Genomic DNA, 16,776 nt, shown 5'->3' on the forward strand with positions numbered 1-16,776 from the left:
GTGGTGTGATGTCACTGCCCAAGTTATGGCCCGCCCTGGTCGCGGGGGGTCTCGCCCTGGCCATGGGCGGCACGGCGACGCAGGGCGGCTTCAGTGGGAGCACGTCCCGCACGGCGGGTGACGCCGCCGTGGCGACGGCCGGATGCGGCAAGGCCCCCACGCTGACCAGCGGCACACATACGATTCAGAGCAACGGAAAGAGCCGCGGCTACATCCTGAAGGTCCCGGACGACTACGACAAGAACCGCGCCTACCGGCTGGTCTTCGGACTCCACTGGGTAGGCGGCACCGCCACCGACGTCGCCACGGGACGAACGGTGGAAACGGGCACCTGGGCCTACTACGGACTCCAGCGGCTGGCGAACAACAGCACCATCTTCGTCGCGCCCCAGGGACTCAACAACGGGTGGGGCAATTCCGGCGGTGAAGACGTGACCTTCGTCGACAACATGATCAGCCAGATCGAGGGAGCACTCTGCGTCGACACCTCACGGCGCTTCGCCCTGGGCTTCAGCTACGGCGGCGCCATGACCTACGCCCTCGCGTGTGCCCGGCCGACGGTCTTCCGCGCGGTCGCGGTCCAATCCGGCGGCCAGCTCAGCGGATGCGGCGGTGGCACTCAGCCCGTCGCGTACCTCGGAGTGCACGGCATCAGGGACGGAGTGCTCGGCATCTCCGGCGGACGAGCCATGCGCGACAAGTTCGTCAGGAACAACGGCTGCGCCGGGCAGAACCCGCCCGAGCCGGCACAGGGCAGCCGTACGCACAGAATCACCACCTACGCGGGGTGTTCGGCCGGGCATCCGGTCGTGTGGGCCGCGTTCGACGAAGGCCATATCGCCGCGCCCCAGGACGGGGCCGGGGGTGACAGCGGCTCCAAGACCTGGGTGCCCGGAGAGATCTGGAAGTTCTTCACCCAGTTCTAGCCCAACACGGTTCCAGCCCCCCACCACCCGGCGCCGGAGCCCCGGAGACTTCCCGGCCCCGCACGTCCCGTGTCATACCTCATCCCATGCAAGGAGCCCATCCGTGACCATTCGACTAACGTTACGCCCCTTGAGGCGCACGCTCCTGGCGACAGGGGCGACGGTCGCGCTCGGCGTGAGCGTCCTCACCGGCACGGCCCCGGCCTCCCAGGCCGCCGGCTCGCTGCCGTGCGACATCTACGCCTCCGGCGGCACGCCCTGCGTGGCAGCGCACAGCACGACGCGTGCGCTGTACTCCTCCTACAACGGCCCGCTGTACCAGGTCCGCCGTGCCTCCGACAACGCCACCCGGGACATCGGCGTCCTGAGTCCGGGCGGATACGCCAACGCCGCCACGCAGGACACGTTCTGCGCCGGCACGACCTGCCTCATCACCATCGTCTACGACCAGTCCGGCCGGAACAACCGCCTCACCCAAGCGCCCCCCGGTGGCTTCCCCGGCCCGGCCCCGGGCGGATACGACAACCTCGCGAACGCGACGGCGGCGCCCACCACGGTCGGCGGCCACAAGGCCTACGGCATCTTCGTGGCTCCTGGCACCGGGTACCGCAACAACAACACCAACGGCGTGGCCAAAGGTGACCAGCCGGAGGGGATGTACGCCATCCTCGACGGCACGCACTACAACGGCGGCTGCTGCTTCGACTACGGCAACGCCGAGACCAACAGCCACGACAACGGAAACGGCACCATGGAGGCCATCTACTTCGGGAACAACAAGGTCTGGGGCTATGGCGCCGGCAACGGACCCTGGATCATGGCCGACCTCGAGAACGGCTTGTTCTCGGGGGTGAACCAGCGCTACAACGCCAACGACCCGACCATCAGCCACCGGTACCTGACCGCCATCATCAAGGGCGAGCCGAACCACTGGTCCATCCGTGGCGGCAACGCGCAGTCGGGCGGTCTGTCGACCTTCTACAACGGGCCGCGCCCGAACGTCCCCGGCTACAACCCGATGAAGAAGGAAGGGGCCATCATCCTCGGCATCGGCGGCGACAACAGCCACGGCGCCGCCGGCACCTTCTACGAAGGCGTGATGACATCCGGCTACCCGTCGGACGCCACCGAGAACGCGGTGCAGGCCAACATCACCTCCGTCGCTTACGGGAAGTCATAGGAGGCTGTCCGGATCACCACCTCCGGCCCCCGGGCACGCGGGGGCCGGACCCGCTCTCGAGACGAGGCGGAGTTCAGCCGTCGACGGGCGGCCGATCCGCCCGATCACCACCGTGGAGCGATCACGAAGGTCCCCCCATCGACCCCGGCGGCAGTGGCGGATCGTCCCGTGCTGACGCAGCCACCCGTCACTGTGTGCCGCCCTTGGCGTCCGCGTCTTCGGCGGCCGCGTCCTCGATGGTGGCATGGCTCCATACCGGTGTCGTGCCGCGCTCGACCACCGCACGGCGGACGCCCTCGTCGAAGTCGGGCCGGCGGATGGCATCCCTAGCCGTGGCGAGTTCACGCGCAAGGCATTCGCTCAGCGAGGACTGGGCTCCCAGGCACAGCAGCCGGTCGGTCGTCACCACGCTCGACGGGCTGGCCGAAAGCAGGGCCGCGAGCGCCGCCTCGGCCTGCGGGTCCGTGAGGACACGCAGTTCCGCTTCCAGCTCGGCCAACGGGGTCTCGCCGAACACCTTCAGCACCGCGGCTGCCGGGGCCGCACCCGGGGGATCGAGCGCGGGTGGCGCTCCGTGCGTCCCGTCCAGAGCGCTGATTCCCTTTCGTGTGAGGGCCTTCACCAGGTCGTCGAGGTGTTCCCGCGGCACATAGTGGGTCGCCAGGCCGCTGCGGAGGGCGCCCCCGGCATCCACTCGTGCGCCGGTGAGGCCGAGATAGCGACCCCAGCCGGGAGCGAGGCGCGGCAGAAAGTAACTCGCCCCGACATCGGGAAAGAAGCCGATGGAGGTTTCCGGCATGGCCAGAACGCTGTGTTCGGTGACGACCCGGTAGCCACCATGTACGGAGAGCCCGAGCCCACCGCCCATGGCCACGCCGTCGAGCAAGGCCACGTAGGGCTTGGGATAGGAGGCGATGAACTCGTTGAGCGCGTACTCGTCGGCGAAGAACGCCATCGTCTGGTCCAGCCGCTGAGCGAGAACCTCCTCACGCATGAAGCGGATGTCGCCGCCCGCGCAGAAGGCGCGCGGTGACGTGCTGCGTACGACCACGGTGTGCACGGTGTCGTCGTCCGCCCACCGGCTCAGCACCCGGGTGATCCCCGCGACCATGTCGGGAGTCAGGGCGTTGAGGGCTTCCGGCCGGTCGAGCGCGAGGTCACCCAGACCGGCCCGGACCTCGGCACGGATACGGGTGGTCGTAGCGGTCATGAGGCCGCCGGAATGCCGTGCACAGTGGCGTGGACGGATCCGGGCAGGTCGGTGTTCGCACGGCCCTTGAGCGCGAGCAGTTCCCGTGCCTGGTCCGGAGTGGCGGGGGTGCGGCCCATCTCCGCCAGGATGCGCACGATCTTCTCCACCTGTTCGGCGTTGTTCCGTGCGAGCCGTCCGGCGCCGACGTGGAGGCCGTCCTCCAGGCCGACGCGTACGTGTCCGCCGAGCTGCGCCGCGTGGGTCGCGACGGCGAACTGGTGACGGCCCGCGCCGAAGGCGGAGAACAGATAGTCCTGGCCGAACAGGCGGTCCGCGGTGCGCACCATGTGCTGGACGTGATCCAGGTCGGGGCCGATCCCTCCGAGTACGCCGAACACACCCTGGATCAGGAACGGCGGCCGTACGAGGCCGCGCTCGACGAAGTGGGCGAGCGAGTACAGGTGGCCGATGTCGTAGCACTCGAACTCGAATCGAGTGCCGCGTTCTCCGAGGTCGTTCAGGACGGTCTCGATCTGGGTGAAGGTGTTGGAGAAGATCCTGTCGGCCGAGCCCAGCAGATAGTCGCGCTCCCAGCCATGGCGCCAGTCGCTGATCCGGCCCACGGCCGGAGCGAAGTTGAAGTTCATCGAGCCCATGTTCAGCGAGGCCAGTTCGGGGGCGAACGTACGCGCGGCCGCGAGCCGGTCGTCGAGGGTCATCGTCGCCGCCCCGCCGGTGGTGATGTTGACCACGGCGTCCGAACCGGTCGCGATCGGAACGAGGAAGCGCCGGAACACCTCCGGATCCGAACTGGGCCGGCCGTCGAGCGGATCACGTGCGTGCAGGTGGAGCACCGCGGCACCCGCGCCGGCCGCGCCGAGCGCCTGCGCGGCGATGTCCTCCGGGGTGAAGGGGAGCGCGTCGGACATGCTCGGTGTGTGGATCGAGCCCGTGACCGCGCAGCTGATGATGGTCTGGTCGACCGATTTCATGAAGGTCCTCCGTTGCCTCGGATCGTGTGCACGACCGAGGAAGCGGCCTCGGCGAGCATCGAGGTGTCGTTGCTGACGACGACGAAGTCGAAGCCCTGTGCCAGCAGGGCGGCGGCGCCCCGCGCCGTGGCGGTCGCCGCGCCGCAGGGGATCCCCGCCTCGTGAGCCGCGCGCAGCGCGGCGCCGCACAGTTCGGTCACCTCGGGTGCCGAGGGCGCGGCCGCCACGTCCAGGCCGATGTCCGCGGCGCCCACGAAGAGCGCGTCGACACCGTCGACCGCGGCGATCGCCGCGGCGTTTCCGACCGCCTCGCGGCTCTCGATCTGCGGAACGCACAGCGCGTCCTCGCCCGTGGCGAGGTATTCCTCGCGTGAGCGCAGTCCCCATCGCCCGGCCCGGCTCGTCCCGCCGGCCCCGCGGCGGCCGACCGGGGGAAAGCGGACCGCGGCCACCGCGTCGCGGGCCTGTTCCACGGTGTCGACGTGTGGAATCAGCACCCCCGCGGCCCCGGCGTCGAGCAGCCGCTGGATACCCGACGGCGCCCCGTCGGCGACCCGCACCAGCGGGGTCGTTCCCAAGGCGGCCGCGACGGTGATCAGTTCATAGGCCGTCCGCAGGTCGAGTGGCGCGTGCTCCTGGTCCACGACCACGAAGTCGAAACCGGCGTGTGCGGCGATCTGGACCGACTCCAGCGCGGGCAGCTTGGTCCAGGTGCCGATCCGGCCGCCGCCCAGCGGTGCCGCCCGGTCGCCGCCCAGCGGTGTCACGGGGCCGCCACCTCCTCGGGAGCGGGGTAGTCGGCGGCGTTGAGCACCCAGCCGTCGCGGGCGGAGAAGTCGGCCCGGGGCGGGGAGAAGATGTCGATGAGCTGATTGCGGCCTTCCCCGCAGGCCCGTGTGGTGTGCACCGTCGGCGGCGGGATCACGGCCACCGACGGGCTGCCCACGACGCGGTGCTCGTCGGGGCGCCACTGGTCCATGTCGGTCGTCCACGGTGTCCGGATGTGGTGTTCGAACCGCCCGGACACCGCCAGGGAGCACTGCTGGAAATCGTCGTGGTGGTGTGGTGAGAGCTTGTTGCGGGGGCGCGGCCCGTCCAGCGGGTCGAGGAAGTTGACCATGAATGACCGCGTGCGGTAGATCCGCCCGAAGCGGCCGGGTTCGGCCGGGGCCTCGTCGGGGCGGTAGACCCGCAGCCGGTCGCCATCGGCCGGCGCGGGCCATGGCCGCAGTGGCGCGACCCGCGCGTGCAGCTCGGCGTAGTCGGCGGCGTTGACCGCCAAGGCGGCGAGGTCGGCGCTTCGGTGGTCGAACAGCCGCACCACCTCGGTATCGGCACGGGCATGAACCCGCGATGCTCCCGGCGGGACCACGATCATGGCCGTTCCCCGGGTCTCGCGGGTGTCACCGCCTGCCTCGACGACGACGTGCGCGTCATCCGAGGTGAGCAGGACCACGTACTCGTCCTCCTGGCCGGTGCGCTCCAGCACCTGCCCGGCGCGCAGCCGGGAGAGCGCCACGACGAAATTCTGTCCCCGCACGACCCAGGTGCGGCCCGACTTCTCGTCGTCGATCTGCGGCGGTCCGTCGAACTCGGTGTACGTGGGGGCGGCGATGGGCGCGTCCGCCGGGGCGCCACTGCTCGGAGCGGACGTCGGCAGTGCAGCCCGCGGATCGGTCGGATCGTACATGCGAGGTGTCCTTCTGTGCGGAGCCGCGGCGGCTCAGTCGAGGCCCAGCAGATGGGTGGGGTTGTCGACGACCATCCGGCGGACGTCCTTCTCGTCGACACCGTGGTCGAGCAGTGCGGTCGTGACCTCGATGAACGCGTCGACGGGGCGGGTGCGGCCGATCTGGCCCAGGTCGGAGGCGAGGACCGTGCGCTCGACGCCCACGGCCTCGATCCACTCCAGGAGGACCTCGACCCCGAAGTGCGGATGGTCGTTGGCCAGGTACATGCCGACCTCGTGTTCCATGAACACACCGCGCCGGGACAGTTCCACGCCCTGTTCGAGGGTCAGGTCGCTGATGAAGTTCGGGTGGCTGGCCACCATCTTCCGGACGCCTCGTTCGGCGCCCACGGCGAACAGTTCCGCCATGTCGTCGGGGTGCAGATGGCCGCCGTTGAGGATGGTGTCGGTCTCGGCGACGACATCGGCCACCTGGACGACCTCGGGGCGCAGCCGCCCCTGCTCGTCGTGGATGAGCACCGGCACGGTCGTGAGCTCGACCGTACTGGTGGGGAACCCGCCGGCCAGGGCCGCCTCCGCGAACTGGATGTGCCGCCGCGAGGAGAACGTCGGGAACCAGACGATCTTGCCGCCCATCCGCAGGCACATCTCCACCGCGTAGGGGTTGATGCCGCCGACCTGGTTGTTCAGCACGATGCCGCCGTAGACCCGGGTGCCGATGCCCTCGAACGAGCGGTGGGCGGCCTGGAGGTCCATGACGGTGTTGTGGTGGTGGGACTTGGCCACGAAGGCGCGCATATTGATCCGGTCGCCGTCCCGGGCTCCGTCCACATGGTCGAACTCACGGGGGAACGGCCCCGGCCCGGAGTGGCAGTGCAGGTCGACCATGCCGTCGAGGATGCGGGCGACAGTGGGGCTGGCTTCCATGGGCCTCTCCTTAACTCTTACGCCGCTGCCGACGATGCGCGACCGCATGATGAATTGTCAATGCGCGATGCGAACACGATTCCCGCCACCCTCCCCCACCGCGAGGCCCAGACCCGAAAATCCGGCGCATCACTTGTTCGCATGGGTATTGCCGTGTTCGTATCGACGTGGGTAGCGTCACCGCCGTTCCCGTACTCATCGGGCAGACTGCGTGATGTGAACAGCCAGTCCTCATTACGAACGGAGTCCCGGATGGCGGAGAAAGACGACGAGGCACGGTCCGGCGGCGGGGAGATCCAGGCCGTTGACCGTGTGGCACAGATCCTGCGACTGTTCGGCCCGGAGACCCCGGAGCTGACGGCGGGAGAAGCCGCGGAGCGACTCGACCTCAACCGCACCACGGTCTACCGCTACTGCACCTCGCTGGTGGCGTCGGGGCTGCTGGAACGAGGCAGTTCCCCGGGGACCTTCGTCCCCGGTGCGCTGCTGCTGCAACTCGGTGCCTTCGGGCTCGGCAGGCGCAGGGTGGTCGACCTCGCTCCGGCCCACATGCGCGAACTGTGCTCACTGACCGGTCTGACCACCGTGCTGAGCCTGTGGGGTTCCACCGGCCCCATCGTGACCCGGGTCGAGGAGGACGCCACCCGGACCGTCGTCGTCACCGTGCGCGTCGGCACCCAGCTGACGCTCACCGCGGCACAAACCAAGATCTTCCTGGCCCACATGTCCGACCAGCTCCAGGTCGACCGGCTGGTGGGCAGCCTCCCAGGCGACCAGCGGATCAAGCTGACGGAGGAGATCCGCGCACTCACGGGGACCGACCACGTCGCGATGAGCCCGGATGGTTTTGGCGTGCACGCCATGGCCGCGCCGGTCTTCGACGAGTACGGCATCTGCGCCAGCCTCGCGCTGGTCGCCACCGACGATCTGCTCCCCCTCGAACCCGACAGTACGACCGCCGGCCATCTGAGAAGCACCGCCCGCACGCTGAGCAAGGCCATGGGCGGTGACGTTCAGCTTCGGCGCTGACCTGCCCCGGCCCCCGGGGCCCGATCGGAGGACATCAGTGTCCACGACAACCAACAGTCCCGCGGTATCCGCCGGCAGTCCCACGAAGGACCCCCGCCGCGCCGCCCTGCGCGGTGGGATCCTCGGCTACTACGCCGACCAGTTCGACATCTTCGTACCGATCATCACCCTCGCCCCGGCGATGATCTACTTCGAGCCGGCCGACACCTCACGGACGACCGCGGCACTGATCACCGCCGCCGTCTTCGCCGCCACCCTGCTCGCCCGCCCCCTCGGGTCCGCGGTGTTCGGGCACTACGCCGACCGGGTCGGCCGGCGGATCACCACCATGGTCGCGGTCGCCGGATTCGGTGTGAGCACGTTCCTGATCGGGCTGCTGCCAGGCCACCAGCACATGGGGTGGTGGGCGATCGTGGCACTGATCGGGCTCCGCTTCGTCGGCGGCATCTTCCTGGGCGGGGAGTACGCCACCGCGGTGCCACTGGCCATGGAGTGGAGCCCCGCCCGTAGGAGAGGACTGGCCAGCGGGCTCATCACCTGCACCTCGCCCCTGGCCGTCGCCTCGATCGCCGGGCTCAGCCTGCTGCTGCTCAGCGTCATGCCGCCGGACGGCCTGCACAGCGCATACGTCCAGTGGGGCTGGCGCATCCCGTTCTTCATCGGCGGCCTGCTCGGCATCGTGCTCTTCTTCTACTACCGGCGCAACGTCGAGGAAGCCCCCGCCTTCGAAGCCGCCCAGACGACCGGATCGCCGCTGCGCGAACTGCTCGGCGGACGCCACCGTCGGGCTCTCGCCCAGGTCTTCACCCTCATGACCGGGGCGTGGCTCCTCACCAACATCGCCGCCGCGGTCCTGCCCGCCACGCTCAAGTCCGATGTGGGGCTCACCGACCGCGCCGTGAGCATCGTCCTGCTGATCTCCTCGGTCGTCTGCGTCGGCTCCTTCGTCGGCTGCGCCGTACTCTCACAGCGCATCGGACGACGCCGCTTCTACACCGGTTTCGGCATCGTCGCCGCGGTCTTCGCCTCCGCCTGCTACGCGCTCCTCACCACGCTGGACGCGAATGACCTCGTGCTCGTCACCCTGCTGTCCGTCGGTGTGCAGATCTCCACGATCTCGCTGTACGGCCCCGTCGCCGCCTACCTCACCGAACGGTTCCCGGCCGCGATCCGCGCCACCGGCTACGGAGTCGGATACAGCCTCGCCCTGGTCATACCGGCGTTCTACGCCTTCTACATCAGCGGACTCGCCACGATCGTGGGGAACGCGCTGGCGCCCGTCGTCCTCATCGCACTCGGCGGCGCGCTCGTCGCTGTCGGCGGAGCACTCGGCCCGGAGACCAAGGACGTCGACATGACGGCGCACACGACGCCGGACACCGTCTCATGACACCGCACACCCGGATCCTCACCGGTCCCCGCATCGTGGCCGGTGACGGCACCGAACCCGAAGCACTCGCCGTCCGCGCCGGGTGGATCGTCGGCACCGGCACACGCCGCGCACTGCGGTCCGAGTTCCCCGGCGCCGAGGAGATCGGACTGGACGGCGCGCTCGCCGTCCCCGGCTTCAACGACGCCCACTGCCACCCGTCGCAGGCCGCCCTCGCCCGCGTCCGCGTCGACCTCGACACGGTGGCCGACCTCGACCAGGCGCTCCAGGCCCTGCGCCGACGGGCCGCGCACACCCCCACGGGGCAGTGGGTGGTCGGACAGCCACTGGACGAGCGCCGCCTCGGCACCGTCGACCGGGACCTGCTCGACCAGGTCTCCCGCAGCCATCCGGTCCTCGTCGTGCACTACTCGCTCCACCGGGCCGTGGTGAACAGCGCCGGCCTCGCCGCGCTGGGCTACCGGGACGTCGCCGACGCCCCGCACGGCGGGCAACTGGGCGTCTCCGCCGACGGGCGCCTGAACGGGCATCTCGTGGAGCGCGCCTGGCTCGACCCATGGCTGCCCGGCACCGGGACGCCCTCGATCACACCGGCCGGGCCGCCCGCGGCCCGGCGGGCCGCGCTGAAGGAAGTGATCGACGAACTGCACGCCTACGGGATCACCTCGTTCTGCGACGCGCTCGTCACCCCGACCGAGCAGCGGCTCTACGCCGACGCCCTGGCCGCCGGCGAACTCACCGCGCGGGTCGGCATGCTGCTGTGGCACACCTACGCCGACCCGGCCGCGCTCCCGTCCGACGGCCCGGCGCCCCACCGGCTGCGGACCGTCGGCGTGAAGATGATGCTCGACGGGGCCCTCTCCGGCGGGACGTGCCTGTGCCGATCGGCCTACCCCAGTGCCACGGGCAACGAGAACGGGCTCCAGATCCTCACCGACGACGAGTTCGCCACGACCGTCCGGGCGATCGACGCAGCGGGCGGCCGGGTCGCGGTGCACGCCAACGGGGACCAGGCGATCCACCAGGTCCTCGATGTCTTCGAGTCACTGCCACGACGACATGCCGGACACCGGATCGAGCACTGCAGCCTCGTCGACGACGGCCTGGTCGCCCGCCTCGCCCGAGCACAGGTGATCACCGTACCGTTCGGGCCGTTCGTGTCCCTGCACGGCGAAACCCTGATCCGGTTCTACGGCGAACGCGTCGGCCACGTCTGCGCGCACCGATCACTGCGTGACGCGGGGGTGGTCGCGGCCGGCTCGTCCGACTACCCGCTGGCACCGCCGGATCCGCTGCTCGCCATCCGTTCCCTGGTCACCCGTGCCACGGCCCATGGGACCGTGGTCGGCGCCCGGCAGCGCATCACGGCGCTCGACGCGGTGGACGTGTACACCCGGGCCTCGGCGGCCGCCACCGGCGAGCAAGCGATCAAGGGAACGCTGACGGTGGGACGACTCGCCGACCTGACAGTTCTGGACACGGACATCACCACCGTGGACCCGGACCAGCTGGCCGAGGTCAGGGTGTGCTCCACCTGGGTCGGCGGAGAGTGCGTATACGACAAACCCTGACGTGCGTCGGCCTTTCGGTCACCGGCATGTGCTTCTGGGCCGGCGAATCCCGTCGACGGCCCGGAGTCGTGGGTGGAGTGGCTACCACGCCCGGCTGTCCGTCTCCCTGGATTCCCGGCCCACCGAGTGGGCCACGACGAGTGGGGTGCCGGGGTGGTACACCTCGCCGGGCTCCACGGCGGCGTAACCGGTCCAGGCCTGTGTGCCGCCGGTCCCGCGGAGCAGCGGGCGGAGGCCGTCCAGCAGGACGGCTCGGGCGGGCGCCGCGCACCAGGCGGCGTACCCCGCGGCTCGCTGATCAGGGCCGCGCGCAGCTCAGCGGTCACCCGCTCGCGCACCGCGGCGGCCCCGGGGCTCATACGGATCCTCCGTTCATCACGGCGTCGGCGACCGTCCGCGTCGATCAGGGCGATGGCGTCGGCGAGCCCGGTCGGCAGATCGGTGCCGCCGCTCATCGCAGCACGAACCCGGGGACGAGCGGATCATGCGGATCCACGTGGAAGGTGTGCTCACCGGTGCGGTACCCCATACCGCTGACCTCGGGGAGCACGGCCGGCCTGCCGCCCGCGTCGACCGTGCCGAGCACCCTGGCCACGAACGTCGAGCCGACTACGGAGTCGTGCACGAGCCGGGCGCCGGGCGCCAGCCTGCCGTCGGCGGCGAGGACGGCGACCCGGGCACAGGTCCCGGAGCCGCAGGGCGAGCGGTCGACCTCGCCGTCGGCGAAGACGGTGACGTTGCGCTGATGGACATCCGGTCCGTCGGTGGGCCCGGCCTCCTCGAAGTCGGTGGGCCCGGCCTCCTCGAAGTCGCTGGGCCCGGCCTCCTCGAAGTCGCTGGGCCCGGCCTCCTCGAAAAGGATCGTGCCGTAGACACCGCTGAGCCGGGGGTCGTCGGGATGTTGCGCGGCCTCATGGTCGTTGAGCGCCCACTTCACCTCGCGGCCGACCGTGATCAGCTCGGCGAGGTTCTCGGGGGTGACGGTGAGGCCGAGATCCGAGGCGTCGACGTTCGCGTAGATCGCGCCACCGTAGGACAGGGTCGCCCGTACGTCGCCCCGCGAGGTCGGGACGACGAGGTCGCGGGCCAGTACGTAGCTCGGTACATTGCGGAAGCCGACCGAGACCACACGGGACGCCTCCAGGTGGACCCGCGCGGTGACCCGACCGGACGGGACGTCGATCACCACGTCGACCGCGCCGTCGGCCGGAGCCGTGACCCGCCCGGTCTGCACGGCCCAGACGCCCAGGGCGATGGTGCCGTGTCCGCAGGCGGTCGAGAAGCCGTCCTTGTGCCAGAACAGCACTCCGAGATCGGCGCCGTCGTCGTCCGGCGGCACGATGAACCCGCCGTACATGTCCGCGTGCCCGCGCGGTTCGTAGCACAGGATCTGGCGCAACCGCTGAACCTCCGGATCAGCGGCGGCGGCCACTCGGCGCTCCGCCACGGTCCGGCCCGGGATCGTCACCGGCACTTCCTCGACGATCCGGAACGGTTCCCCGGCCGTGTGGTAGTCGGTCGTCCGCAACGGAGCGGGGTGAATCAGCGTCACGGGGCAACTCCTCGCTGGGACATGAGGCCGGACAGTACCATTGCAATTACACCCTCGCATGTGACCTACATCACAGAGCGAGAGTCGGCCGGACAGGCCTTCCCGCGATCAGCCGTGAGCAGCGTTGAGGATGGCGGCGAGCTTTCCGGGGCGCTGATCATCGCCATGTGACCGGCGTCGAGATCAATGACCTCCGGCCGGAGCAGCGCAAGGGAACGCCGCTGGAGTTCTTCGACGTAGCACTGGTCCCGCGTGAGGTGCACGTACGTCCGCGGAATCTCCCGCCGGTAGCCGCTCAAGTCCACCGCCTCAGTGAGCAGCGCGGCCGCGTCGTCGACCAGCCGGTCCGCGAGGGCCACCGTGTCCAGGCCGACCTCGGCCCTCGTCCCGCGACCCGGCAGGTCGACCGCCACAGCTTCCGCCCCCAGGAGGGGGATCAGCTCGCTCTTCCGGCAGGGACCATGCCCCGTGAGGCGCCGTTTCTGTCTACCGTGATGCCATGGCGTTGCTTTCCTGCCTTCACCGTTTCAACCAGCGGCATCCATGGAGCCACAACGACCATTACGGCCCCTGGATCGCCGGCCAGGTGGCCGCGTCCAAGGCCCACCACGTCCTCGACGTCGGGTGCGGTGCGGGGAATCTTGCCGCGCTTCTGCGTCATCGGGCGGTCACCGTCACCGGGCTTGAACCCGACCCCGGGATGGCCCGCGCCGCGGCGAAGCAATTCGCCGACGACCCGGCGGTCACCATCGTGGAAGCCGACTTCACCGGACGCGACCCGCACCGTCGCTTCGACGCCATCACCCTGGTCGCCGTCCTGCACCATCTGTCGCTGGTGCCCACCCTGCGGGAACTTCGCGGCTGTCTCGCTCCGGGCGGGCGTCTTGTGGTCGTCGGCTGCTATCGGGAGACAGGGGGCGTCGACCTGCTCGTCTCCTTGCCGGCCGCGCTCTTGAATCCGGTCGTGGGGCTGATCAAGCATCCGGCCCGCGCCGCCGCGCCGCCCTTGCACATGACGGCGCCCACCGCCGCTCCGCAGGAGACTTTGGCGGACATCCGGGCTGCGGCCGCGCGGGAACTGCCCGGCGCCCGGATCCGGCGCCGCCTGTTCTGGCGGTACAGCCTGGTCTACGACGCCCCCGCCGGGAACAGTCCGGCCTGACGTGGTGACTCCCGAAGTCCCAGCGGTGCTGTCGAGTTGCGGATCCGCGCTGTCGAGCACGTGCTCAATCAGAGGGCGTGATCGGGCTCAATCAGAGGGCGTGATCGGGGACCGCATGCCGAGCCACTGCTCGGCGTCCCAGGCGTGGAACCGCTCTACCTCGGTGAACCCCAGCTTCGCCGCGAGGCGCATCGAGCCGACGTTGGCGGTCTGGGTGGTGAGCACCACCGGCTCGCCGGGAAGGACGCTGTCGCACCAGTCGAGTGCCGCCGCACACGCCTCGGCGGCGTACCCGAATCCCCACGCCCGTGGCAGGAACAGGTAGCCGAGATCGACCTTCCCCTCGGCAGCGGGGCGACGGTGCTCCGCTGCTCTCCTGAGCAGGATCTGGCCGATCATCGCCCCGTCGAGATCGACGACGAAACTCCCGGGCCACCGCTCGGGCGCCCCGGGCATTTCGCGCTCAAGCTCGTCACGCGGGCGGGGGCCGCCGAGGTAGGTGTGCACCTCTGGCGAGGCGAGCAGTTCGATGAACGCCGCACGGTCCCGGGCCTCGGGCTCACGGAGTACGAGCCTCTCGGTCCTGATCGGGGCAGGCGGCCAGGCGATGAGTCCGAGCTCAGGCATGCCGGCCACCCAATCAGCAGGCTCGACAGCGATCAAGTCCGGCTGCCCCCTATACGTGAGACCGAGCCTCGCCTGCGGGTTGATCATGGCGTAAATGTCCCTGGACCAGTGGCTGAGCGCTTCTATAGGGTCACCGTCGTTTCTGGGCTCATGGGCTTCCCGACGGCACCCTCCGCACCGACCGTGTGCTACTCGCCGGCTCGATCATCGCGGACGGTCAGCTCATCTCCGCGACCCGGCAACGACCTGACACAGCGACGAAAGGCAAGCATCATGCGCAAGCGCTCCCTCGCCATCACGGTCTTATCCGCCGCCTTCGCAGGCATCGCCGCCACCGCGCCCAGCGCGTCGGCGGCCGGTAGCAGTGCCTGCCCGGACGGCAACTTCTGCCTGTGGCCCACCTTCGCGTCCTACCCCACACCCGTCGAAACCCCGGTCCTGGTGACCAGTGGTGACTGGTCCGGAAACGTCGACGGGCTCGTGTTCCAGAACACCGGATCCCGCGCCGTCGACGTGGAGTACACCACGTACATGAACAACGGGACCGTCCCGGTGGACGGCACGGTGTGCGTCACGAGGGACAAGGTCAGCAGGCAGTTCTTCTACAACCCGACGACCGTGCACAAGGTCACGTGGCGCGCCGACAACACGTGCTGACATGACCGCGCGGCGGGTGCTCGCCCGGAATCGTCACGTCTGCGCCCGGGAATACGTGTGCGGGGCCGCCCGTGCGCATGGAGGCCATCGGCGATATGTATGGAAGGCGACGCCGGATCGCTGCCCGGCTGGAGCGGCTGGAGGAGCACTGGGAGGACCGCCGAGGCCGCAGCCCCGCGTCGGGCCCGCATGAGTGGCGGCACGGCAGCGAGCCCGCCCGCCGCCCCGACCGCTTCCCCCGCCCGGCCGAGAAACGCCAGGCCATACGGCACAAGTCCTTCTCCCCGGCCCGCGAGTCACCCGACGAGGCGTAGAACAACTGAGGCGTAGAACAACTTGGGAGTCAGCGATGACGCAGACAGAAGGACGCGCCCCGATCGTAGTCGGCCTCGACCCCGATCCGGGCAAACGTATGGCGCTCGGCTGGGCCGCCGACGCGGCCGACCGGCGCCGGCTGCCTCTGCTGCTGGTCCTCGCGCAGAACCTGCCGACCCCGGGCTACCGGCCGACGGGTGGGCGGCCCTCCTGGGAGGAGTGGAACGAGGCGCTGCACGCGACGGGGGATCGTCTGCTGAACGAAGCGGTGGCCTTCGTCGAGTCGCGGCACCCCCAGGTGCGGGTGTCCGGGCTGCTGGCGGAGGGGCATCCGGCGTGGGTGCTGCGTGAGCAGGCGCGGCACGCCACGGAGGTCGTGCTGGGTTCCTGGCATCTGAGCGCCCTCCAAGAGCTCTTCGCCTCCGCCGCCGTCAGCCTGCCGCTCATCGCCCACGCGCCCTGCCCCGTGGTGGTCGTACCGGAGGCGGAGCACGTCACCCAAGAGCGGCCGTACTTCGTGGTCGGAGTGGATGGCAGCGCCCATTCCGCGGCCGCCGTCGACCTCGCCTTCGAGGAGGCCGCCCTGCGTGGGGCGGTGCTGCGGGCCCTGTACGTGTGGCACCCTCCGCGGCTCGGGATCCTGGACGAGGACGCGGCCGTCCGGGAGTGCCGTCGGCTGCTGTCGGAGACGGTTGCCGGGCGTTCCGCCGCTCACCCGGAGGTGGAACTGCACCACGAGGTCGTGCGCGGGCACCCGGTACAGGTCCTCACCAAGGCGTCCGAACACGCCCTCGGCCTGGTCGTGGGCGCACGCGGGCACGGCGGCTTCACCGGCATGCTGCTGGGCTCCGTCAGCCAGGGGGTCCTGCACCACGCGCGCTGCCCGGTCATCGCCGTCCCGTACGCGCACGAACAGTAGCCCGCCGTTCACCGAGGGCGCTTCCTCATATGAGTCCGTCCACGATCTTTCCGCGGTGCGACCATCCCGCGCCGCACCACCAAGGGCAGGATCCGCCACAGCCCCACGCACACCAGCAGCGTCCCCGCCCCGGCCGCGACCCCTGCCATGCGGCCGAGCGACACGTCCACCACCAGGAGCACCGAGCCGGTGAACGCCAGCATCAGCACCCACATCCCGATCTTGGCCAAGCGCGAGGAGACGCGCACGATGACGGGCTTGGCATGCTGCTGGAACAGCGCCCTGTGCAGCGCGGCGGGTGCCGTGAAGATGGCCGCGGCCACCATGGCGAGCAGGAGCGTTGTCACGTACGTGACACGCTGAACCGTGTCCAGCGTGGAAAAGCGCGGAGCGAAGGCCAGCGTCAGCAGGAACGCGAAGAGGATCTGCACCCCGGTCTGGGTGACGCGCAGCTCCTGCAGCAACTCGGCGAAGTTCCGGTCGGCACGTTCCAGGGGTGTCTCATGCCGTGCCTTGCCGGGAGGTCGGTCGGCCATACTCAACGAGTATCCGTCCCGTCCCGTCACGCACGCGAGATGAGGAACGCTTCGTGGAGACGGCGGGCCGGCAGGGTGACCGACGTACCTCGCCGGTCAACTCGATGGCGC

Annotated in this window: 17 protein-coding genes and 1 pseudogene; 9 read left to right on the top strand and 9 right to left on the bottom strand. The window is 70.1% G+C overall.

The window, feature by feature from the left end:
* Positions 1-8 precede the first annotated feature (8 nt).
* Together NP777_RS00455 and NP777_RS00460 are read left to right on the top strand one after the other, a co-directional pair.
* A complete protein-coding gene (locus NP777_RS00455; RefSeq protein ID WP_391858431.1) occupies positions 9-926 on the top strand; it encodes an alpha/beta hydrolase family esterase in 918 nt (305 codons plus the stop codon).
* A gap of 130 nt (positions 927-1,056) precedes the next feature.
* Positions 1,057-2,094 (top strand): annotated as a pseudogene (locus NP777_RS00460) (arabinofuranosidase catalytic domain-containing protein); the annotation flags it as partial.
* Positions 2,095-2,293: 199 nt separating this feature from the next.
* On the opposite strand, the gene NP777_RS00465 reads toward NP777_RS00460, so the two are convergent.
* From NP777_RS00465 to NP777_RS00485, 5 genes are read right to left on the bottom strand one after another with little or no spacing between them, the layout of a single operon-like run.
* Positions 2,294-3,316 carry an enoyl-CoA hydratase/isomerase family protein gene (locus NP777_RS00465; RefSeq protein WP_256647951.1) on the bottom strand — a complete coding sequence of 341 codons (1,023 nt, stop codon included), beginning with the start codon at positions 3,314-3,316 and terminating at the stop codon, positions 2,294-2,296.
* Positions 3,313-4,290 (bottom strand): BKACE family enzyme, encoded by a 978-nt coding sequence (locus tag NP777_RS00470; protein ID WP_256647952.1) that lies wholly within the window; start codon positions 4,288-4,290, stop codon positions 3,313-3,315. Before NP777_RS00470 ends, NP777_RS00465 begins: the two co-directional genes overlap by 4 nt.
* Positions 4,287-5,057 carry an HpcH/HpaI aldolase family protein gene (locus NP777_RS00475; RefSeq protein WP_256647953.1) on the bottom strand — a complete coding sequence of 257 codons (771 nt, stop codon included), beginning with the start codon at positions 5,055-5,057 and terminating at the stop codon, positions 4,287-4,289. The genes NP777_RS00470 and NP777_RS00475 overlap by 4 nt, the downstream gene beginning before the upstream one ends.
* Positions 5,054-5,980 (bottom strand): hypothetical protein, encoded by a 927-nt coding sequence (locus NP777_RS00480; RefSeq protein WP_256647954.1) that lies wholly within the window; start codon positions 5,978-5,980, stop codon positions 5,054-5,056. The genes NP777_RS00475 and NP777_RS00480 overlap by 4 nt, the downstream gene beginning before the upstream one ends.
* A gap of 33 nt (positions 5,981-6,013) precedes the next feature.
* Positions 6,014-6,907, bottom strand: a complete 894-nt coding sequence (locus NP777_RS00485; protein WP_256647955.1) for a DUF6282 family protein — start codon at positions 6,905-6,907, stop codon at positions 6,014-6,016.
* Positions 6,908-7,159: 252 nt separating this feature from the next.
* On the opposite strand from NP777_RS00485, the gene NP777_RS00490 reads away from it, so the two are divergent.
* Genes NP777_RS00490 through NP777_RS00500 form a run of 3 tightly spaced genes read left to right on the top strand, consistent with a single transcriptional unit; the run spans position 7,160 to position 10,897 of the window.
* Complete coding sequence (locus NP777_RS00490; RefSeq protein WP_256647956.1) at positions 7,160-7,936, top strand: IclR family transcriptional regulator; 777 nt, start codon at positions 7,160-7,162, stop codon at positions 7,934-7,936.
* 37 nt (positions 7,937-7,973) lie between these two features.
* Entirely contained in the window at positions 7,974-9,326 is a 1,353-nt protein-coding gene (locus NP777_RS00495) for an MFS transporter (RefSeq protein WP_256647957.1), read from the top strand.
* Positions 9,323-10,897: an amidohydrolase gene (locus tag NP777_RS00500; RefSeq protein WP_256647958.1), complete on the top strand. Its 1,575-nt coding sequence runs from the start codon at positions 9,323-9,325 to the stop codon at positions 10,895-10,897. The genes NP777_RS00495 and NP777_RS00500 overlap by 4 nt, the downstream gene beginning before the upstream one ends.
* A gap of 451 nt (positions 10,898-11,348) precedes the next feature.
* Here the strand turns inward: NP777_RS00500 and NP777_RS00505 are convergent, their stop codons facing one another.
* Both NP777_RS00505 and NP777_RS00510 read right to left on the bottom strand, forming a co-directional pair.
* On the bottom strand, positions 11,349-12,449 hold the full coding sequence (locus tag NP777_RS00505; RefSeq protein WP_391858432.1) for a proline racemase family protein: 1,101 nt from the start codon (positions 12,447-12,449) through the stop codon (positions 11,349-11,351).
* A 65-nt stretch (positions 12,450-12,514) separates the two neighbouring features.
* The gene (locus NP777_RS00510) at positions 12,515-12,862 is read right to left on the bottom strand and encodes a hypothetical protein (RefSeq protein ID WP_256647959.1); all 348 of its coding nucleotides are present in this window, start codon (positions 12,860-12,862) and stop codon (positions 12,515-12,517) included.
* An 86-nt stretch (positions 12,863-12,948) separates the two neighbouring features.
* Between NP777_RS00510 and NP777_RS00515 the strand changes: the two genes are divergently transcribed.
* A complete protein-coding gene (locus NP777_RS00515; RefSeq protein ID WP_256647960.1) occupies positions 12,949-13,611 on the top strand; it encodes a class I SAM-dependent methyltransferase in 663 nt (220 codons plus the stop codon).
* Positions 13,612-13,698: 87 nt separating this feature from the next.
* Here NP777_RS00515 and NP777_RS00520 read toward each other — a convergent pair whose 3' ends face one another.
* Positions 13,699-14,238, bottom strand: coding sequence for a GNAT family N-acetyltransferase (locus NP777_RS00520; protein WP_256647961.1), 540 nt, complete (start codon positions 14,236-14,238; stop codon positions 13,699-13,701).
* A 273-nt stretch (positions 14,239-14,511) separates the two neighbouring features.
* On the opposite strand from NP777_RS00520, the gene NP777_RS00525 reads away from it, so the two are divergent.
* From NP777_RS00525 to NP777_RS00535, 3 genes are all read left to right on the top strand, one after another.
* A complete protein-coding gene (locus NP777_RS00525; protein WP_256647962.1) occupies positions 14,512-14,895 on the top strand; it encodes a hypothetical protein in 384 nt (127 codons plus the stop codon).
* 95 nt (positions 14,896-14,990) lie between these two features.
* Positions 14,991-15,209: a hypothetical protein gene (locus tag NP777_RS00530; protein WP_256647963.1), complete on the top strand. Its 219-nt coding sequence runs from the start codon at positions 14,991-14,993 to the stop codon at positions 15,207-15,209.
* A gap of 35 nt (positions 15,210-15,244) precedes the next feature.
* Positions 15,245-16,129 carry a universal stress protein gene (locus NP777_RS00535; RefSeq protein WP_256647964.1) on the top strand — a complete coding sequence of 295 codons (885 nt, stop codon included), beginning with the start codon at positions 15,245-15,247 and terminating at the stop codon, positions 16,127-16,129.
* A gap of 8 nt (positions 16,130-16,137) precedes the next feature.
* On the opposite strand, the gene NP777_RS00540 is transcribed toward NP777_RS00535, so the two are convergent.
* Positions 16,138-16,665, bottom strand: a complete 528-nt coding sequence (locus tag NP777_RS00540) for a DUF6328 family protein (RefSeq protein WP_256647965.1) — start codon at positions 16,663-16,665, stop codon at positions 16,138-16,140.
* Positions 16,666-16,776 lie beyond the last annotated feature (111 nt).

This window comes from Streptomyces rugosispiralis (genome assembly GCF_024505145.1).
GTDB classification, from domain to species: Bacteria; Actinomycetota; Actinomycetes; order Streptomycetales; family Streptomycetaceae; genus Streptomyces; species Streptomyces rugosispiralis.